The sequence below is a fragment of the Pseudoxanthomonas sp. J35 genome (assembly GCF_000513995.1).
Classification (GTDB): domain Bacteria; phylum Pseudomonadota; class Gammaproteobacteria; order Xanthomonadales; family Xanthomonadaceae; genus Pseudoxanthomonas.
The window spans coordinates 65,012-83,044 of the sequence record NZ_AZVB01000012.1; the positions used below are offsets into that span (position 1 = coordinate 65,012).

Annotated in this window: 17 protein-coding genes; 7 read left to right on the plus strand and 10 right to left on the minus strand. The window is 71.3% G+C overall.

Annotation, left to right across the window (positions count from 1 at the left end):
- Positions 1 to 46: 46 nt before the first annotated feature.
- Positions 47 to 925: an NAD-dependent epimerase/dehydratase family protein gene (locus PSEJ35_RS0109415; RefSeq protein WP_028917559.1), complete on the plus strand. Its 879-nt coding sequence runs from the start codon at positions 47 to 49 to the stop codon at positions 923 to 925.
- A 141-nt stretch (positions 926 to 1,066) separates the two neighbouring features.
- Here PSEJ35_RS0109415 and PSEJ35_RS0109420 read toward each other — a convergent pair whose 3' ends face one another.
- Both PSEJ35_RS0109420 and PSEJ35_RS0109430 read right to left on the minus strand, forming a co-directional pair.
- Positions 1,067 to 1,546: an Mpo1-like protein gene (locus tag PSEJ35_RS0109420; RefSeq protein ID WP_028917560.1), complete on the minus strand. Its 480-nt coding sequence runs from the start codon at positions 1,544 to 1,546 to the stop codon at positions 1,067 to 1,069.
- A 668-nt stretch (positions 1,547 to 2,214) separates the two neighbouring features.
- Positions 2,215 to 3,168 (minus strand): phosphoribosylaminoimidazolesuccinocarboxamide synthase, encoded by a 954-nt coding sequence (locus PSEJ35_RS0109430; protein ID WP_028917561.1) that lies wholly within the window; start codon positions 3,166 to 3,168, stop codon positions 2,215 to 2,217.
- 183 nt (positions 3,169 to 3,351) lie between these two features.
- On the opposite strand from PSEJ35_RS0109430, the gene PSEJ35_RS0109435 reads away from it, so the two are divergent.
- The 5 genes from PSEJ35_RS0109435 to PSEJ35_RS0109455 all read left to right on the plus strand — a co-directional run bounded on the left by PSEJ35_RS0109435 (position 3,352) and on the right by PSEJ35_RS0109455 (position 7,803).
- Positions 3,352 to 3,687: a DnaJ domain-containing protein gene (locus PSEJ35_RS0109435; protein WP_028917562.1), complete on the plus strand. Its 336-nt coding sequence runs from the start codon at positions 3,352 to 3,354 to the stop codon at positions 3,685 to 3,687.
- Positions 3,688 to 3,730: 43 nt separating this feature from the next.
- Complete coding sequence (gene rpe / locus PSEJ35_RS0109440; protein ID WP_024868696.1) at positions 3,731 to 4,417, plus strand: ribulose-phosphate 3-epimerase; 687 nt, start codon at positions 3,731 to 3,733, stop codon at positions 4,415 to 4,417.
- A gap of 170 nt (positions 4,418 to 4,587) precedes the next feature.
- Positions 4,588 to 5,559, plus strand: a complete 972-nt coding sequence (gene yegS / locus PSEJ35_RS0109445; protein ID WP_028917563.1) for a lipid kinase YegS — start codon at positions 4,588 to 4,590, stop codon at positions 5,557 to 5,559.
- Between the two features lie 179 nt (positions 5,560 to 5,738).
- Positions 5,739 to 7,214, plus strand: coding sequence for an anthranilate synthase component I (gene trpE / locus PSEJ35_RS0109450; RefSeq protein WP_028917564.1), 1,476 nt, complete (start codon positions 5,739 to 5,741; stop codon positions 7,212 to 7,214).
- Between the two features lie 10 nt (positions 7,215 to 7,224).
- The gene (locus PSEJ35_RS0109455; RefSeq protein ID WP_028917565.1) at positions 7,225 to 7,803 is read left to right on the plus strand and encodes an aminodeoxychorismate/anthranilate synthase component II; all 579 of its coding nucleotides are present in this window, start codon (positions 7,225 to 7,227) and stop codon (positions 7,801 to 7,803) included.
- Positions 7,804 to 7,878: 75 nt separating this feature from the next.
- Here PSEJ35_RS0109455 and PSEJ35_RS0109460 read toward each other — a convergent pair whose 3' ends face one another.
- A complete protein-coding gene (locus tag PSEJ35_RS0109460) occupies positions 7,879 to 8,262 on the minus strand; it encodes a GtrA family protein (RefSeq protein WP_028917566.1) in 384 nt (127 codons plus the stop codon).
- Between the two features lie 183 nt (positions 8,263 to 8,445).
- Here PSEJ35_RS0109460 and glmU point away from each other — a divergent pair, with 183 nt between their 5' ends.
- A complete protein-coding gene (gene glmU / locus PSEJ35_RS0109465; protein ID WP_028917567.1) occupies positions 8,446 to 9,819 on the plus strand; it encodes a bifunctional UDP-N-acetylglucosamine diphosphorylase/glucosamine-1-phosphate N-acetyltransferase GlmU in 1,374 nt (457 codons plus the stop codon).
- Between the two features lie 43 nt (positions 9,820 to 9,862).
- Here glmU and PSEJ35_RS0109470 read toward each other — a convergent pair whose 3' ends face one another.
- The 7 genes from PSEJ35_RS0109470 to PSEJ35_RS0109500 form a co-directional block, all read right to left on the minus strand.
- Positions 9,863 to 11,203, minus strand: coding sequence for an ATP-binding protein (locus PSEJ35_RS0109470; RefSeq protein ID WP_028917568.1), 1,341 nt, complete (start codon positions 11,201 to 11,203; stop codon positions 9,863 to 9,865).
- Positions 11,204 to 11,213: 10 nt separating this feature from the next.
- Entirely contained in the window at positions 11,214 to 12,548 is a 1,335-nt protein-coding gene (locus tag PSEJ35_RS0109475; RefSeq protein ID WP_028917569.1) for a sigma-54 dependent transcriptional regulator, read from the minus strand.
- A gap of 60 nt (positions 12,549 to 12,608) precedes the next feature.
- Complete coding sequence (locus tag PSEJ35_RS0109480) at positions 12,609 to 12,929, minus strand: hypothetical protein (RefSeq protein ID WP_028917570.1); 321 nt, start codon at positions 12,927 to 12,929, stop codon at positions 12,609 to 12,611.
- Positions 12,926 to 14,161 carry an FtsX-like permease family protein gene (locus PSEJ35_RS0109485; protein ID WP_028917571.1) on the minus strand — a complete coding sequence of 412 codons (1,236 nt, stop codon included), beginning with the start codon at positions 14,159 to 14,161 and terminating at the stop codon, positions 12,926 to 12,928. Before PSEJ35_RS0109485 ends, PSEJ35_RS0109480 begins: the two co-directional genes overlap by 4 nt.
- 75 nt (positions 14,162 to 14,236) lie before the next feature.
- On the minus strand, positions 14,237 to 15,538 hold the full coding sequence (locus tag PSEJ35_RS0109490) for an ABC transporter permease (protein WP_028917572.1): 1,302 nt from the start codon (positions 15,536 to 15,538) through the stop codon (positions 14,237 to 14,239).
- Between the two features lie 10 nt (positions 15,539 to 15,548).
- Positions 15,549 to 16,265, minus strand: coding sequence for an ABC transporter ATP-binding protein (locus tag PSEJ35_RS0109495; protein ID WP_028917573.1), 717 nt, complete (start codon positions 16,263 to 16,265; stop codon positions 15,549 to 15,551).
- Positions 16,266 to 16,425: 160 nt separating this feature from the next.
- Positions 16,426 to 17,700, minus strand: coding sequence for an efflux RND transporter periplasmic adaptor subunit (locus tag PSEJ35_RS0109500; RefSeq protein WP_028917574.1), 1,275 nt, complete (start codon positions 17,698 to 17,700; stop codon positions 16,426 to 16,428).
- Positions 17,701 to 18,033 lie beyond the last annotated feature (333 nt).

The following is an 18,033-nucleotide window of genomic DNA, read 5'->3' on the forward strand; positions in this document are numbered from 1 at the left end:
GCCGCTATGCTGTGCGCATGTCGAAGCACCTCCTTCCGCGCCGCCCGTGAGCGCGTCGCCGCCCCACGCGCTGCTGTTCGGCGCCACCGGCCCGATCGGGCGCCGCGTGCTCGACCGGCTGCTGGCGCGTGGCTGGCAGGTGACCGCATCGAGCCGCGGCGCGCCGCCGCCGCTTCCGGGCGTGGAGTGGCGCCAGGGCGCGCTGCCGGACACGGCGGGCGCGGGCACCGGTTTCGACGCCATCCTCAGCTGCGGGCCGCTGGACCTGTTCTCGCAGTGGTATGCGGCCACGCCCACCGGGGCGACGCCAGTGGTGGCCTTCGGTTCGACCAGCGTGCACGTCAAGGACCGCTCCCCGGACCCGGCCGAGCGCGCGCTGGCCGCGCGCCTGCGCGAAGCGGAGGAGCGGGTGGCGGCGACGGCCGCCGGCCGCGACGCCCCGGCCACCCTGCTGCGCCCGACCCTGGTCTACGGCGGGGGCGGCGACCGCAACCTCAGCCGGGTCGCGGCGCTGGCGCGACGCCACGGCCTGTTCGTGCTGCCGCACGACGCGCGCGGGCGGCGCCAGCCGGTCCACGTGGACGACCTGGCCGACGCGGCGCTGGCTGCGCTGGATCGTCCCGGGCATGGCCTGCGCGCCTTCGACCTGCCCGGCGGCGAGACCCTCGCGTACCGGGACATGGTGGCGCGGGTACTGGATTCACTGCAGCCGCCGGGGCGGCTGTGGCTGCTGCCGGGACCGCTCTTCTCGCTGGCGGCGCGGACCGCGCGCACGCTCGGGGTGCACGACGCAGGACCGGCCGTGCTGCAGCGGATGCGCGAGGACCTGGTGTTCGATGCGGAGCCGGCGCGCCGCGCACTGGCCTATGCGCCGCGCGGCTTCGTGCCGGAGGCGTGGATGTTCGAACAGGCAGGGGCCGCATAGCCGCGCACCAAGAGCGTCCGATTCCGCGCCATGCTTTAGTGTTGCGGGGCCGGTTCCAGCGGGCTGTAGCGCCCACCCACTGTAGAGCGGGGCTTGCCCCGCTCCCCCGCGTCCTGCCCCGCGCGTCACCTCTCCGCGACCTCAATACCGCCAGCCCATCTTCCGGTAGAACTTGGCCAGCACCCAGGCCGGGCCGATGAGCAGGTAGACCAGGTCGGTGAGGAAGCTGGGCTTGCGGCCCTCGAACTTGTGGCCGATGAACTGCGCGATCCAGGCGGCCACGAACACCGTGACCGCGCTCCACAGCAGGGCCTGCAGCCCGAAGCGCATCTCCACCAGCCGGCAGACGCAGCCGCACAGGAAGAACACCGCGAGCATGCCCAGTCCCAGCGGACGCGAGAGGCGGTAATAGAACATCCAGGCGAAGAACATCGCGAAGGCCGCCCACACCCCCGTCTTCATCCAGGTGCCGACGACCGGGATGCACCACACCAGCGCCACCACCGACCACAGGATGGCCGGCACGGCGACGACGTGGATGCGCTGGTTGAGGAGGTTGCGGTGGTCGCCGGAATAGCTGGCGAAATAGCGGTCGATCGGCCGCTGCAAGGTGGCGTCCATCTTGTCCCTCCCGGGATCCTGTACGCGTGTGCGTCGAGCATAATGCGGCGCAGTAGCCCGGATAAGGCCGAGGCTCTTCAAAACCCTATCCCGCTGGAGTGAGACGGCATGTTCGCGCGCCACTGGGGCGCAGCCGTCGAACGCCCGCGGCCATGGATGCGGGGCGGGCGCGTAGCTGGGTTGGAGAGAGGATAGGCATCCCGACACCGCAGGGCGCCCCGGTCCTCACCTGCCCCTGTCCGGCTGGAGAGAAGGAGACGAACGAAGCCACCGCCTCAAAGCGCCGAAAGACGCGGTCGCGCGGGGGGGTATGCAACAGCGTGTGGCTGGACAATGCGGTTAGAAGGCCGGCGCGTGGCGACGCGCCAGGCGCGGCCAGCGCGCGGGTTCATTCCCGGCGCGGCGCAAGCAGGCCATGGATGGCCTGCTTGCGCGCGTTGGAGCCATGGACGGCGGAACCGCGCGATGCGCCATACACCCGCGCTGCCGCGGCTCCGTCCGAAGCTGGCCACCGCATTCAACAGCAGAGCACACGGGATGCGGTGAGTCCGCAGACGCGTGGCGACGCGTCAAACGTTGCCAGCGCCCGTCCTCGTTCCCGGCGCACCCGGATGCGCTTCGCTTGTCCGGCTACTGATGCGGTGCGGGGCGTTGCGCCCCGCACCGCATCAGTCGATCGAGATCCCTGCCAGCTTCTGCAGCGCCTCGGCATAGCGGGCGCGGGTGCGCTCGATGACCTCGGCCGGCAGCTTCGGGCCCGGCGGCGTCTTGTCCCAGTCCAGCGTTTCCAGGTAGTCGCGCACGATCTGCTTGTCGTAGCTCGGCGGGCTGGTGCCGACCTCGTACTCGTCGGCCGGCCAGTAGCGCGACGAATCCGGCGTCAGCATCTCGTCCATGATGTACAGGCGGCCGTCGGCGTCGGTGCCGAACTCGAACTTGGTGTCCGCCAGCAGGATGCCGCGCTCGGCCGCGTAGGTCGCGGCGAAGCGGTACAGCCGCAGCGTCGCATCGCGCACCCGCTCGGCCAGCTCGCCGCCGACCTTGCGCACCATCGCGTCGAAATCGATGTTCTCGTCGTGGTCGCCGACGGCGGCCTTGGTCGACGGAGTGAAGATCGGCTCCGGCAGCTGCTCGGCCTGGCGCAGGCCCTCCGGCAGCGCGATGCCGCTGACCTTGCCGGTGCGCTGGTAATCCTTCCAGCCGCTGCCGATCAGGTAGCCGCGGGCGATCGCCTCCACCGGCACCGGCTTGAGCTTGCGCGTGACCACCGCCCGCTTCGCGTACAGCGCCCGGTCCACGCCCTCGGGCAGGACCGGAACCACATCGATCCCGGTGAGGTGGTTGGGCATCAGGTGCGCGGTCTTGCCGAACCAGAAGTTGGAGATCTGGCACAGCATCTCGCCCTTGCCCGGGATCGGGTCGGGCAGGACCACGTCGAAGGCCGAAAGGCGGTCGGTGGCGACCATCAGCAGGTAGCCGTCCGGCGAGGTGCCGGAATCGCCGGCCGCGGCCAGCGCCGCGTCGGGAATCCGTTCGCGGGGAAGGTCGAACACGTCGCGCACCTTGCCGCGATGGCGCAGCGGCAGGCCGGGGAGGTCGGACTGGAGCAGGGTCGTGGACAACGCAGTCTCCGGAAGCAGGCGGGACACAGGATCTGACGGCGGCCCGACCCACGCCTGGCGACGCCCGCGTGGCGGCCGGCCGCACAGTGTACGGCCAGTGGCGCCGCCTGTGCCGTAGAATCGGCATCCCGCACGCCAGGGCCCGCCCGGGGTGCTCCAGAGGCCCGGGGCGACGCCCGCCGAATGAACCGCTGGTACGGAAAACTGCTGGGAGCCATCGCCGGGGCGCTGCTGTTCCGGGCCAACCCCCTGTTCGGCGCCGTGGTCGGCCTGCTGCTGGGCCACGCCTTCGACGCCGACTGGTTCCGCCTGCGCGAGCGCGAGAACCCCTATGCCGAGCTGGGCCTGACCCGCGACGCCAGCGATGCCGAGATCGACCAGGCCTACCGCCGGCTGATGTCGCAGTACCACCCGGACAAGGTCGCCGGCGCCGCCCCCGAGCTGCGCGAGCAGGCCGAGAAGCGCGCCCGCGCCATCAACGCCGCCTACGACCGCATCCGCGCCCTGCGCCGCCGCTGACCCGGCGGCACGCCCCGTTCCCCGTCTTACACCGAGCCGAGCCATGCAGCCCACCGTCATCGCCCCGTCCATCCTCTCGGCCGACTTCGCCCGCCTGGGCGAGGAAGTGGACAACGTCCTGGCCGCCGGCGCCGACTGGGTCCACTTCGACGTGATGGACAACCATTACGTGCCCAACCTGACGATCGGCCCGATGGTCTGCCAGGCGCTGCGCAACCACGGCGTGCAGGCGTTCATCGACGTGCACCTGATGGTCGAGCCGGTCGACCGGATCGTCCCGGACTTCGCCGCCGCCGGCGCCAACCTGATCAGCTTCCACCCCGAAGCCAGCCGCCACGTCCACCGCACCATCCAACTGATCAGGTCGCACGGCTGCCAGGCCGGCCTGGTGCTCAACCCGGCCACCCCGGTCGAGGTGCTGGACTGGGTGCTGGAGGACCTGGACCTGGTGATGCTGATGTCGGTGAACCCCGGCTTCGGCGGCCAGTCCTTCATCCCGTCCAGCCTCGACAAGCTGCGCGCGGTGCGGGCGATGATCGACAAGACCGGCAAGCCGATCCGGCTGGAGATCGACGGCGGGGTCAAGGCCGACAACATCGGCCAGATCGCCGCCGCCGGCGCCGACACCTTCGTCGCCGGCTCGGCGATCTTCACCGCGCCACGTACCCGCGAGGCCTACGCGGACACCATCGCGAAGATGAAGGCGGCGGTGGACGCCGCACGCGGCTGATCCGCCCCGGCTGCACCCGTCCGGACGCCCCGGACCCGGACGCCTGGCTGGCGTCCCGGGCCCCCGCCGCCGTGGATCCTTCCGCCGCTGCGTGCCGACGATGCCGGTTCACGGGCCGGCGGCGTCGCCATTGCTAGCTTTGCCGGACCGTATCCCGCTGCAGGCTGCCCATGACCGAACCGCACGCGTCCGCCGCGACCTGGCTGCTGCTCAACGGCAAGTCCGCCGGCGACGACGCCTTGCGCGAGGCGGTCGCAGCGCTGCGCGAACGCGGCACGCCGGTGCAGGTACGGGTGCTGTGGGAGCCCGGCGACGCAGCCCGCTACTTGGATGAAGCCGTCGCCGCGGGCGCGGAGACGGTGGTGGCCGCCGGCGGCGACGGCACCCTGGGCGAGGTCGCCGCGGTGCTGGCGCGGCTGCAGCGGCCGGCGGCGGACACCCCGGCCCTGGGCCTGGTGCCGCTGGGCACCGCCAACGATTTCGCCACCGCCGCCGGGCTGCCGCAGGAGCCCGGCGAGGCCCTGGCCCTGGTGGCCTCCGTGTCGCCCCGACCGCTGGACCTGCTGCGGGTCAAGGCCGACGGCACCGGGCACTGGTGCGCCAACCTGGCCAGCGGTGGTTTCGGTACCGAGGTCACGGTGGAGACCGACGAGGGCCTGAAGAAGCTGCTCGGCGGCCTGGCCTACCTGGTCACCGGGATCGCCAGGCTTGGCCGGATCGAACCGCTGCCGGTGCGCCTGCGCGGGCCGGGCTTCGAATGGGAAGGCGGGATGATCGCGCTGGGCCTGGGCAACGGCCGCCAGGCCGGCGGCGGGCAGCCGCTGTGCCCGGAGGCGGTGGTCGATGATGGCCTGCTCGACCTCACCGTGATCCCGGAACTGTCCGGCGAACTGCTGGCCACCCTCGGGACCGTGGTCGCGCAGGGCCAGCACGCGGCGCTGGAGCGCAGCGCGGTGCGCACGCGCCTGCCGTGGGTCGAGGTGGAATCGCTGGACGGCGAGCTGACCCTCAACCTGGACGGCGAGCCGGTAGCCGCGCGCCGTTTCCGCATCGAATGCGTGCCGGGCCGCCTGCGCATGCACCTGCCGCCGGACTGCCCGCTGCTGTCGCCGCCAGCCCCCGGGACGGCGCGACCCTCCTGAGCCTGCGACCCCGCCGTTGCTGCTGCAACGGCTGCGCGTCCGCGCCGATGCGGGTAAAGTGGAGCGCATGTTCGGCCAGACGATCAGGCTCCAACCTTCCTCCGCGCGCCTGTGCTGGCGATGGCGGCCGCATGCCGTCGTCACCCGCCATGCCCCGATCCACCGGAAGGAAGCCTCCCTTGGTCACGCCCGAGCAGTTCCGGCAGCACGCCGCTGAATCCCGCTACAACCGCATCCCCGTCGTCCGCGAGGTGCTGTCCGACCTGGACACGCCGCTGTCGGTCTACCTGAAGCTGGCCGACGCGCCGCACACCTACCTGTTCGAATCGGTCGAGGGCGGCGAGCGCTTCGGCCGCTACTCGATCATCGGCCTGCCGGCGCGGCGCACCGTCGCCTTCCGCGGCCACACCATGGAAGTGCGCGAGCACGGCCAGGTGGTGGAGACGCGCGAGGTCGCCGATCCGTTCGCCGAGGTCGAGGCGCTGCGCGCCGGCTACCAGGTCCCGAAGCTGGAAGGCCTGCCGGGCTTCACCGGCGGCCTGGTCGGCTGGTTCGGCTTCGAGTGCATCGGCTACATCGAGCCGCGCCTGGCCGGCGGCGACAGGCGCGACGAGCTGGGCACGCCGGACATCCACCTGATGCTCTCCGAAGAGCTGGCGGTGTTCGACAACCTCAAGGACCGGCTGTACCTGGTCGTCCACGCCGATCCGCGCCAGCCCGGTTCCTGGGACGCGGCGCAGGCACGCCTGGACACCCTGGTCGACAAGCTGCGCCAGCCCGGCAGCTATCCGGTGCCGTTGAGCCGCGACGTGCTCGACGAGAGCCACTTCGTCTCCGGCTTCACCCGCGAAGGTTTCATCGAGGCGGTGGAGAAGTCGAAGGAATACATCCGCGCCGGCGACGTGTTCCAGGTGGTGCTGAGCCAGCGCCTGAGCGTGCCGTTCAACGCGCGCCCGGTCGACGTGTACCGCGCCTTGCGCGCGCTCAACCCGTCGCCGTACATGTACTTCCTCGACACCGGCGAGGTGCAGGTGGTCGGCTCCTCGCCGGAGATCCTGGTGCGCCTGCAGGGCGGCGAGGTCACCGTGCGCCCGATCGCCGGCACACGCCCGCGCGGCGCCACCCCGGCCGAGGACCTGGCGCTGGAGCAGGACCTGCTCGCCGATCCGAAGGAACTGGCCGAGCACGTGATGCTGATCGACCTCGGCCGGAACGACGTCGGCCGGGTCTCGCAGGCCGGCACGGTCGAGGTCGGCGAGCGCTTCGTGATCGAGCGCTACAGCCACGTCATGCATATCGTCAGCGAGGTCACCGGCCGGCTGCTGCCGGGCCTGAGCTACGCCGACGTGCTGCGCGCCACCTTCCCGGCCGGCACCGTCAGCGGCGCGCCGAAGATCCGCGCGCTGGAAGTGATCCGCGAACTCGAGCCGATCAAGCGCAATGTCTACGCCGGCAGCATCGGCTACATCGGCTGGCACGGCGATGCCGACACCGCCATCGCGATCCGCACCGCCGTGATCAAGGACGGCCGCCTGCACGTGCAGGCCGGCGCGGGCATCGTCTACGACTCCGATCCGCAGAAGGAGTGGGACGAGACCATGAACAAGGGCCGCGCGCTGTTCCGCGCGGTGGCCCAGGCCGCGCAGGGCCTGTGAGGGGAATGCCATGCTGCTGATGATCGACAACTACGACAGCTTCACCTTCAACCTCGTGCAGTACCTGCAGGCGCTGGGCGCCGAGGTGCAGGTGGTGCGCAACGACGCGCTGACGGTGGAGCAGATCGGAAAGCTGGCGCCGGAGCGGATCGTGATCTCGCCTGGCCCGTGCACGCCCAACGAGGCGGGCGTGTCGCTGGAGGTGATCGAGCGGCTGGGCGCGACCACGCCGATCCTCGGCGTGTGCCTGGGCCACCAGGGCATCGGCCAGGCCTACGGCGGCAAGGTCATCCGCGCCGGACGGATCATGCACGGCAAGACCTCGGCGATCCGCCACGAGGGCAAGGGCGTGTTCGCCGGCCTGCCGGACGGCTACGAGGCCACCCGTTACCACTCGCTGGTGGTGGAGAAGTCCTCGCTGCCGGAGTGCCTGGAGATCACCGCCTGGACCGAGAACGAGGACGGCTCGTTCGAGGAGATCATGGGCCTGCGCCACCGCGAGCATCCGGTGGAGGGCGTGCAGTTCCACCCCGAATCGATCCTCACCGAGCACGGCCACGCGCTGCTGCGGAATTTCCTCGAGCGGTGAGGGCGCGGGCGGCTTCAGGCCGATGCGTGGCCGGAGTGCGTCGCGCCGGCGCCCGACGGTCGGCTGGGGCTTACCCTAGCGGTAGACCAGGTGCCGCATCAGGAAGAAGTTGGCCATCGCCAGGCCGGCTTCGACCACGGGTTTGGCCAGCCAGGCCTGGTGCAGGCCCAGGTGCGACTCGACCGCGGCGACCAGCACGGTGCTGACCACGGTCATCACCAGCCACAGCGCCCAGAACCGGGCGAAGCGGCGCCAGCCGAGGCGGTGCCCGTCGCCGTCGGCGAAGGTGTAGCGGCCGTTGAGCCAGAAGCCGAGCAGGGCGCCGGTGGTGCGGCCGGCGAGGTTGGCCGGCGCCGGGGCGACGCCCAGCGCGGTGAGGACGACGAACACCGCCCAGTCCACCACCAGCTGCAGCACGCCGAAGACGAGGTAATGGCTGCCCTGGCGGAGGAGTCGCATCGATCGGTTCCGGTCGGCCGCTCGGCAGGCGGGGAGCGCCATTGTAGAAGCCGGCAGCGCGGCGCCGGAAGCTTGCCGGTCGGCTGCCGTTCACGGCCGTGAGGAGTGCGCGGACGGCCGCGCCGCGGACGCCGGCACCCGCCGCCGGCGTAGAATCGGCGCACCCATGAGAACGGACAGACCATGACCCAGGCGTTGCACGTGGTGATCCTCGCCGCCGGCGAGGGCAAGCGGATGAAGTCGTCGCTGCCCAAGGTGCTGCAGCCGGTCGGCGGGCGGCCGATGCTGGCGCACGTGATCGAGACAGCACGCGCGCTGCGGCCGGAGGCGATCCATGTGGTCTACGGCCATGGCGGCGAGGCGGTGCGCGCCGCGTTCGCCGGGCAGGACGACCTGCGCTGGTACGAGCAGGCGCAGCAGCTGGGTACCGGCCACGCGGTCCAGCAGGCGATGCCGGGCATCCCCGAGGCGTGCGACGTGCTGGTGCTGTACGGTGACGTGCCGCTGACCCGGGCGGAAACCCTGGCGCGGCTGCGCGACGCGCCGGGCCTGCTGCGCGTGCTGGTCGCCGACCTGGAGGACCCGACCGGCTACGGCCGCATCATCCGCGACCTGGAAGGCCGGGTCGCGGCCATCGTCGAACACCGCGACGCGGACGAGGAACAGCGCCGGATCCGCACCATCAACACCGGCATCATCGCCGCCGAGTCCGATCCGCTCAAGCGCTGGCTGTCGCGCCTTTCCAGCGACAACGCGCAGGGCGAGTACTACCTGACCGACATCTTCGCCATGGCCGCGGCCGAGTACAACGCGGCCGAGATGGTGCTGGTGGACGACCCGCTGGAAGCCGAGGGCGCCAACGACCCGTGGCAGCTGGCCCAGCTCGAGCGCGCCTTCCAGTTGCGCTGCGCGCGCGCGCTGTGCGCGCAGGGCGCGCGCCTGCTCGACCCGGCGCGCTTCGACCAGCGCGGCAGCGTGCGCGTGGGCCGCGACGTGGAGATCGATGCCAACGTGGTCCTCGAAGGCGACGTCGAACTGGGCGACGGCGTGCGCATCGGCCCGTTCGTGCGGCTCAAGGACGTGCGCCTGGGCCCGGGCACCGAGGTCCTCGCGCATTGCGACCTGGAAGGCGTGGTGACCGAGGGCGCGGCGCAGGTCGGCCCGTTCGCGCGGCTGCGCCCGGGCACGGTGCTGGCCGACGGCGTGCGCGTCGGCAACTTCGTCGAGACCAAGAAGGCGGTGCTGGGCGTGGGCAGCAAGGCCAACCACCTCACCTACCTGGGCGACGCCAGGATCGGTGCCGGGGTCAACATCGGCGCCGGCACCATCACCTGCAACTACGACGGCGTGAACAAGTCCGCGACGGTGATCGGCGATGGCGCCTTCATCGGCTCCAACTCCGCGCTGGTGGCGCCGGTGGAGATCGGTGCCGGGGCCACGATCGGCGCCGGCTCGGTGGTCACCCGCAACGCGCCCCCGGGGGCGCTGACGGTCGCGCGCGCGCGCCAGAACACCATCGAAGGCTGGAAGCGGCCGGAGAAGAAGCCCAAGGCGTAAGCCGGCCACCGCCGCGTGCCGCATCCGGGGCCGCGCCGGATGCTCAATACTCCGGCAGCATCACCGCCACGCACAGCCCGCCGTCGGTGCGGTTCTGCAGCGACAGGCGGCCGCCGTGGGCCTCGACGATTTCGCGGCACAGCGCCAGGCCCAGGCCGGTGCCATTGCGCTTGGTCGAATAGAACGGCAGCAGCGCGTTCTGCAGCACCGCCTCGTTCATGCCGGGACCGCGGTCGAGCACCTCCAGGCGGGTCCAGCCGGGGATGCGCAGCAGGCGCACGGTGACCTCGTCGCTGGGCGGACTGGCCTCGGCGCCGGCTTCGTGCGCGTTCTTGAGCAGGTTCAGCAGCGCCTGTTCCATCTGCGCCACGTCGACCTTGCCGGGCAGCTCCGGGGTGGAGGTTTCCAGGGTGAAGCCGATCTGCCGCTGCAGCCGGGCGAGGAACTCGCCCCACACCACCGGGTCCAGGCGGGGCTGCGGCAGCTTGGCGAAACGCGCGTAGCCGCGGATGAAGCCTTCGAGGTGGCGCGCGCGGTCCTCGATCGTGGCGAACACCTCGCCCAGCCGCTCGGTGCGGCCGCGCCGTACCAGCTCGGCGCCGGAATGGGCCAGCGAGGCGATCGGCGCCAGCGAGTTGTTGAGCTCGTGGCTGATCACCCGGATCACCTTCTTCCAGGTCTGCACTTCCTGGCGGCGCAGTTCCGGGGTGAGCAGGCGCACCAGCAGCAGCTCGTGCGGGCGGCCGTTGAGGGTGAAGGTGCGCCGCGACAGGTGGTAGACCTGCTCGTCCTCGCCATCCTCGTCGGCGATCGAGAACAGGCTGTCGTTGCCGCGCGCCACCGCCTCCTGCAGGCCGGCCGGCAGCGACGCCAGCAGCTCGTCGATGCGCTGGCCTTCCAGCGTGTGGCCGTCGTTGAGCAGCTTGCGCGCGGCGACGTTGGCGTAGACCACGCGACGGACCTGGTCGCCGCCGGCAGCCGACAGCAGCATCGCCACCGGCGTGTTCTGCACCATGGTGTCCAGCAGCAGCTCGCGCTGGATCAGGTCCTGGCGCTGCTGGCGCAGCACCTCGCCCAGCTCCGCATGCGACTGGACCAGCTCGCCGATCTCGTCGTTGCTGTGCCAGTTGATGCCGAAGTTGAACTCGCCGTCGCGGTAGGTGTTGACGCTGCCGGCCAGGGCGCGGAACAGCGAGTTCAGCGGCGCCAGCGCGCGGTGCAGGCTCCACCACGCCAGGCCCAGCAGGATCAGCGTGGAACTGACCGCCACCACCCAGCCGTGGTCGATCCAGTAGGCGAAGGTCCAGGGCAGCGCGGCGGCCAGCGCCAGCACCGGCAGCAGGCGCAGGAACAGACGCAGGAACAGGCTGCGGCGGAGCTTCATGCCGGCTGCCTCATGCAGGCTTCAACCCGTGCCGTTCCATGCGCCGGTACAGCGCCTGGCGGCTCATGCCCAGCTCGGCGGCGGCCTGGGCGATCACCCCGCCGGCGCGCTGCAGGGCGGCCTCGATCTGTTCGCGCTCCGGCTCGCGGGCCGGGCTGGTGCGCTGCGCAGGCGCGCGCGGCAGGCCCAGGTCCTCGGCCTCGATGCGCGGGCCGCTGGCCAGCAGCTGCGCGCGCTGGATCACGTTGCGCAGCTCGCGCACGTTGCCCGGCCAGGGATGGCGCTGCAGCGCGCCGATCGCGCCGGGCGACAGCGTCCTGTCGTCGAGGAAATGCTCGGCCAGCGGCACGATGTCGCCGGGACGCTCGGCCAGCGGCGGCATCGCCAGTTCGATGGTGTTGAGCCGGTAGTAGAGGTCCTCGCGGAAGGTGCCTTCGCGGATCATCGCCGGCAGGTCGGCGTTGGTCGCGCTGACCACGCGTACCTTGACCTGGCGCTCGCGGTTGGAGCCCAGCCGTGCGAAGCGGCCGGTTTCCAGCACGCGCAGCAGCTTCATCTGCCCGGCCGGCGGCAGGTTGCCGATCTCGTCCAGGAACAGGGTGCCGCCGTCGGCGGCCTCGAACTTGCCCTCGCGCGCCTTGTTGGCGCCGGTGTAGGCGCCGGCCTCGGCGCCGAACAGCTCGGCCTCGATCAGGTCCGCCGGCAGCGCGCCGCAGTTCACGGTCACGAACGGCCCGGCCTTGGCCGGCGAATTGGCCTGGATGATCTCGGCGATCTTCTCCTTGCCGGCGCCGTTGGGGCCGGTGATCAGCACCGGCAGCTCGGAACGGGCGACCTGGCAGGCCAGCGCGACCACGCGCTCGCTGGCCGGGTCGGCGAACACCGCGCCGCGCAGGTCGTAGCGGCGGGCCAGGTCGTCGCGGCGGCGGCGTTCGCAGTCGCGGCGCTGGTCCAGCTCGCGCCGCGCCTCGGCCAGTTCCAGCAGGTTGTTGACCGTGGCCAGCAGCTTGGCGTCCTGCCAGGGCTTGGCCACGTAGTCGGCGGCGCCGGCCTTGATCAGCTCCACCGCGCTTTCCAGGTGGGTCCAGGCGGTCAGCAGCACCACCGGCAGGTCAGGATGGCGTTCGCGGATCGCCGCGAACAGTGCCCGGCCTTCGTCGCCGGAAGTGGTATCCGCGGTGAAGTTCATGTCCTGGATGACCAGGTCCACCGGCTCGCTGTCCAGCAGGGCCAGGCCGGCTTCGGGCGAAGCCGCGTGCAGGGTGGACAGGTCGTGCAGCGAGAACAGCACTTCGAGGGCGGTGGCGACGGCAGGGTTGTCGTCGATGACCAGGATGGTGGACATGCAGCGCGGCAGTGGAGGGAAGAAGGGGGACAAGGCTACCTGTTCCCGGCCGGCCAGTGGCTAGCCGGGAACGCGGACGACCTGCCCGGCGGTGTCCCGCGCCGGGATGATCGCCGATGCGGTGGCCGCGCGGCAGTCGCCGGCGGCGGGGCCGCAGGCCTGCAGCCGGCCCTGCGCGAGCGCCCCGAGGCCGGCCATCGGGTGCACCAGCAGGCCGCCGGCCGGCGCGCGCGCCGGCCGGCTGGAGCCGCTGGTGGTCGCCAGCGGCAGGGCCCACGCCAGCCAGGCGGCGCCGGCCAGGACGGCCGCGGCGATCGCGTGCCCGACCAGGGCGCGGTCGACCGGCACGGCGCCGGAGCGGCTGGTGCGGCGGCGGCTCATACGCTGCGCGTCGCGGTGGCCGGCGGGATCGCGGCGGCGCGGCGGGCCGGGGCGAGCACGGCCAGCTGGCCCAGGCCCCACAGCAGCAGCGCCCCGAACGGCAGGTACAGCGCCGGCAGCCGCGCCATCTCGTACTTGCCCATCAGCGCCTGGTTGATGGCGAAGGCGAGCAGCATGCCGATGACGATGCCGATGGTGGCCAGCAGGAAGTTCTCGGTCTGGAAGTAGCGCAGGATCTGCCCGCGGGTGGCGCCCAGGGCGCGGCGCACGCCGATCTGCTTGGTCCGCTGCTGCACCCAGAAGCTGGCCAGGCCGATGATGCCCAGCGCGGTGATCAGCAGCAGCGCAATGCAGACGATGCCCAGCAGCCACGCCATCGCCCGCGGCGCCTGGTAGAACTCGCGGCGCAGCTCCTCGACGGTCTTGGTGTTGTCCTCCAGCAGGATGCGGTCGGCACCGTTGGCCAGCAGCGCCTTCTTGGCCGCCTCCAGCACTTCCTGGCGGCGCTCCGGATCGGTGCGGACCAGGTAGTTGCCGCCGAGGTTGTAGTGCGGGCGCAGCGGGAACACCATCGCGTACTCGCGCGCGGCCGGGCCGCCCATCTGGTTCGGGCGCACCAGGTGCTCGACCACGCCGACCACGCGGGTAGGGCTGTCGCTCCAGCTGTAGAAACCCTTGCCGATCGGGTCCTCGCCCGGGAACAGCTTGTCGGCCAGCTTGCGGGTGATGATCGCCGCGGGGATGGCGAAGTCGCCGCCCACCGCGTTCAGCACGTCGCCGGCGTCCAGGTACTCGTCCGGGTTGAAGTCGCGGCCGGCCACCAGCGTCAGGCCCAGGGTCTCGATGAACTGGTCCTCGGCCATGTAGGTGGTGGCGTTGACGGTCGACTGCTGCTGGTCCTGGCTCAGGCGCACGCCGCTGTTCCACGACGAGTTCACGAACGGCACCTGGTTGAGCACGGTCGCGTCCTTGACGCCCGGGATCGCGCGCAGCGCGGCCAGGTCGGAGCGGGTGCGCGCGGTCTCTTCCTTGTCGCTGCCGATGCTGGTGATCTGCAGGCGGACCAGCTCGTCCTCGGCCAGGCCGCTGACCTCGCGGATCTGGGTGAGGCGGTCGCTGATCATGAACAGCGCGTTGCAGATGATCGCGCAGGTCAGGGCGATCTCGATGACGATCAGGGACGCGGCGGTCTTGTGCCGCAGCAGGGTGGAGAGGATGGGGCGGATGTCCATGGAGCGTCTCCGGGAGAGCAGCGGGGCGAGCCCCGCTCTACGGGAATGCGGCGGGGCGAACCCCGCCCGGCAAGGTCATTGGCTCTTGAGCTGGATGGCGGGGGTGACCTGCATCGCGCGCCAGGCCGGCAGCAGGCCGGCGAGGACGCTGGCGACCACGGCCAGGACGAAGGTCAGCAGCAGCATGCCCAGGTCCAGGTGCGCCAGTTCGGCGTAGCTGGCCGGCTGCTGGCGCACGCCCCACAGGCCCAGCAGCGACAGCCCCAGGCCGAGGATGCCGCCGGCCAGGCCGACCGTGCCGGCTTCGACCAGGCACTGGGTGAAGATCGCCCCGCGCGAGGCGCCCAGCGCGCGGCGCACGCCGATCTCGCTGCCGCGGCGCAGGAACTTGGCCAGCAGCAGGCCGATCGTGTTGACCAGGCACACCAGCAGGAAGCCGAAGCCCAGCCACAGCTGCATCACCACGTCGTTGGGCACGACCCGGTTGAACTCCAGCAGTTCCATCACGTTGCGCAGGCGCACGTTGGTCGGGCGCTTGAAGCGGCCAGCGGCGCGCTGCTGGTCGGAGTAGTTGGCCAGGTAGTCGCGGTACTCGCTGGCCTTGGCCGGCGACTCCAGCTCGACCCAGTACTGGATCCAGGCGCACGGCGCGTTCGGGCCGGTGGCGTCGCCGCCGGTGTCGCCCCAGCAGTTCATGCTGCCGTTGCGGCCCATTTCCAGGTCGCGCGAGGTGGTGAACGGCAGGAACACTTCCTCGAGCTCGCCGTAGCGGTCGCTGTTCATGTCGTAGAAGCGCGGCGTGGGCCGCCACTCGTCGACCACGCCGACCACGGTGAAGTCGGTCTGGTCCAGGCGCAGCTGCTTGCCAACGCTGTTGCCGCCGCCGAACACGCGCTCGTTGAGCTCCCTGGAGATCACCGCCACGCGCGCGTGCTGCTCGTCCTGCGCCGCGCTCCAGCCGTTGCCGTACAGCATCGGCACTTCGAACATCGGGAAGAAGTCGGCGCTGGTATAGCGCGCCTCGGACAGGAACGGCGGCAGGCCCTCGCGGTCCGGGGTCACCGACACGCTGCCGCCGGTCATCAGCGCCTGGCGCAGGCCGCGCTTCTCGCGCAGCAGGGCTTCGGAGTCGAAGCGGGTCAGCTGCTCGTCCGGTTCCTCGCCGGGGGTGTAGTCGTTCATCTCCGCCGCGTCCAGCTGCACGTAGAACAGGCGGTCGCTCTTGGTCGGGATCGGGTCGCCGGACAGCACGTGGAACACGGTCAGGGTGGTCATGCACGCGCCGATGCCCAGGGCGATGGCCAGCACCATCAGCGCGGTCAGGGCCTTGTCGCGGCGGAAGCTGCGCAGCGCCAGGTTGAAGTAGTAGCCGAGCATGGTGGGCTCCTCAGGCCGACGCGGCCACGGTGCGGGCGATGCGCTGCAGGCCCGGTTCGACGGTCAGGTCGGTGGCCACACCGTCGACGATGTGCACGTTGCGCTGGGCGCGCGCGGCCAGTTCCGGGTCGTGGGTGACCATCACGATGGTGGTGCCGGCGGCGTTGATCTGCTCCAGCAGTTCCATCACACCGCGCGCCATCTGCGAGTCGAGGTTGCCGGTCGGTTCGTCGGCCAGCAGCAGACGCGGCTCGCCGGCCAGGGCACGGGCGATGGCCACGCGCTGCTGCTGGCCGCCGGACAGCTCGGCCGGGAAGTGCTTCATGCGCGAGGCCAGGCCGACGTCGGTCAGCGCCTTCTCGATCCGCGCCTTGCGTTCGGCCGCCGGCAGGCCGCGGTAGCGCAGCGGCACGTCGACGTTGTCGAACAGGTTGAGGTCGGGGATCAGGTTGAAGCCCTGGAAGATGAAGCCGATCTTGCGGTTGCGCAGCCTGCTGCGGGCGTCGTCGGAGAGGCCGCGCACGTTCTCGCCGTCGAGCAGGTAGTCACCCGAGTCGAACGTTTCCAGCAGCCCGGCGATGTTGAGGAAGGTGGTCTTTCCCGAGCCGGACGGACCGGTGACGGCGACGAACTCGCCCTCGCGGACGTGCAGGTCGAGAGAACGCAGGGCGTGGGTTTCGACCATCGCGGTGCGGTAGACCTTGGAGACCTGGCGCATTTCCAGCATTGGATTGTCCTCGGGATTCGGGATTCGGGATTCGGGATTGGGGATTCGGGATTGGTGATTCGTGATTCGATTGGTGGCTGGGAGGTGGCAGGTGATCCGGCTCTGGCCGTTGCTTCTGCCTTTTCGAATCACCAATCCCCAATCACGAATCACGGCTTCTTCAATTGATGGCCACCCTCTCCGCATCGCCGAACTGGTCCGAGCCGGAGACCACGATGCGGTCGCCTTCCCTGGCGCCGGAGACGATTTCCACGTAGCCCAGGCTGCTGGCGCCGGTCTGCACCGGGCGGCGCTCGGCGCTGCGGCCGTCGACCACCCAGGCGTAGCGGCCGCCGCCCTGCTCGACGAACGGGCCGCGCTCGACCATCAGCACGTTCTTGCGGGTATCCAGCACGATGCGCACGGACAGGCGCTGGTTCTGGCGCAGGCCCGGCGGCTGCTGGCCGTCGTCGAAGCGCAGGCGCGCGGTGACCTCGCCGTTGACCACCTCCGGCGACACCGCCGAGACCTGGGCCGGCCACGGCTTGCCCTGGCTGGTGACCTGGGCCGGCACGCCGATGGCCAGGTCGCGGGCGAAGCTTTCCGGCACGCGGATCTCGACCTCGAACTCGCTCAGGTCGACCACGCTCAGGATCGGCGCGTTGATCGCCACGTTGGTGCCCTGGGAGACCTGCACCTGGCCGACCTGGCCGTCGAACGGCGCACGCAGGGTCAGCAGGTCGACCTGGCGGCGCAGTTCGTCGACCACCGCCTTCTGGCGATCGGCCAGCAGGCGCTTGTTGCGCGCATCCAGCGCCGCGCCCTGGTCCTGCAGGCCGGCGTCGCTGCGCGCGGTCTGCAGGCCGATCTGCGCCTTCTTCAGTTCGTCCTCGGCGCGGGCCAGTTCGTTGTTGGAGACCGCGCCGCCCGCATGGGCGCGCTGGTAGCGCTCCAGGTCGCGCTGCGCGGCGGTGTGGTCGATCTCGGCCTGGTCAAGGGCCTTCTGCGCGTTGAGCCGGGCGATGCGCGCATCGAGCTGGGCGCGGCTGGCCTCGGCCTCCATACTGGCCAGGGTCGATTCCTCCTGCACCAGCTTGCTGCGCAGTTCCGGACTGTCGATCACCGCCAGGGGCTGGCCCTTCTTCACCACGTCGCCGGCCACCACCTGCAGGGTGACGGTGCCGCCGGCGATGGCGTACAGGGTCGGACTGTTGGCGGTGATCACCCGGCCGTCGGCGGACAGGTCGCGGACCAGGTCGCCACGCTTCACCTCGGCGATGCGGATCCGCGCGGAGTCGTAGGAGCGCGAGCCGGCGCCCCAGCTGGACACCACCCATCCGGCGACCGCGAGGAAGGCGACGCCGCCGACCGCCGGCCAGAGCCAGCGGCGCCACGCCGGACGGGCGTGGGCGGGGGAGGAGAGGGGACGGTCCTGGGCGGAGGTGTCTGGGATCATCGGGGTGATGGCGGTTGGCAGGTGACGTACGGGTAAAGGCAAAGCACGTGGCGTGCCAACTCCAAGTAATTGATTTGAAATGGTTTACGCGCGACCTCGGAGTGTCCGCAGTGTCCGCCGGACGGGGCCCGGACAGTTCCGGCGGGGAGGCGGACACGGCGGACGCCGGGGCCGGCTACGGAGACCGCGGGAAAGGGGAGGACCGCGCGGGGGAGTGCCAGGGGCGGAGACGCTGGTCCGTCGCTGCAGGGCTTCCTTTCCGAGGCGTGAACGGCGGCACGGAAAAGGCCCCGGATCGCGCCGGCGGCGCGACGGGGCGGCGACGCCCTGCGG

What these genes read in the sequence shown, in the direction of transcription:
- PSEJ35_RS0109475 (WP_028917569.1), bottom strand. Translation starts at nt 12,548, where the DNA reads ATGTCCACCATCCTGGTCATCGACGACAACCCTGCCGTCGCCACCGCC.
- PSEJ35_RS0109420 (WP_028917560.1), bottom strand. Translation starts at nt 1,546, where the DNA reads ATGGACGCCACCTTGCAGCGGCCGATCGACCGCTATTTCGCCAGCTAT.
- PSEJ35_RS0109435 (WP_028917562.1), top strand. Translation starts at nt 3,352, where the DNA reads ATGAACCGCTGGTACGGAAAACTGCTGGGAGCCATCGCCGGGGCGCTG.
- yegS (WP_028917563.1), top strand. Translation starts at nt 4,588, where the DNA reads ATGACCGAACCGCACGCGTCCGCCGCGACCTGGCTGCTGCTCAACGGC.
- glmU (WP_028917567.1), top strand. Translation starts at nt 8,446, where the DNA reads ATGACCCAGGCGTTGCACGTGGTGATCCTCGCCGCCGGCGAGGGCAAG.
- PSEJ35_RS0109470 (WP_028917568.1), bottom strand. Translation starts at nt 11,203, where the DNA reads ATGAAGCTCCGCCGCAGCCTGTTCCTGCGTCTGTTCCTGCGCCTGCTG.
- PSEJ35_RS0109460 (WP_028917566.1), bottom strand. Translation starts at nt 8,262, where the DNA reads ATGCGACTCCTCCGCCAGGGCAGCCATTACCTCGTCTTCGGCGTGCTG.
- PSEJ35_RS0109455 (WP_028917565.1), top strand. Translation starts at nt 7,225, where the DNA reads ATGCTGCTGATGATCGACAACTACGACAGCTTCACCTTCAACCTCGTG.
- PSEJ35_RS0109485 (WP_028917571.1), bottom strand. Translation starts at nt 14,161, where the DNA reads ATGGACATCCGCCCCATCCTCTCCACCCTGCTGCGGCACAAGACCGCC.
- PSEJ35_RS0109500 (WP_028917574.1), bottom strand. Translation starts at nt 17,700, where the DNA reads ATGATCCCAGACACCTCCGCCCAGGACCGTCCCCTCTCCTCCCCCGCC.
- PSEJ35_RS0109480 (WP_028917570.1), bottom strand. Translation starts at nt 12,929, where the DNA reads ATGAGCCGCCGCCGCACCAGCCGCTCCGGCGCCGTGCCGGTCGACCGC.
- rpe (WP_024868696.1), top strand. Translation starts at nt 3,731, where the DNA reads ATGCAGCCCACCGTCATCGCCCCGTCCATCCTCTCGGCCGACTTCGCC.
- PSEJ35_RS0109490 (WP_028917572.1), bottom strand. Translation starts at nt 15,538, where the DNA reads ATGCTCGGCTACTACTTCAACCTGGCGCTGCGCAGCTTCCGCCGCGAC.
- PSEJ35_RS0109495 (WP_028917573.1), bottom strand. Translation starts at nt 16,265, where the DNA reads ATGCTGGAAATGCGCCAGGTCTCCAAGGTCTACCGCACCGCGATGGTC.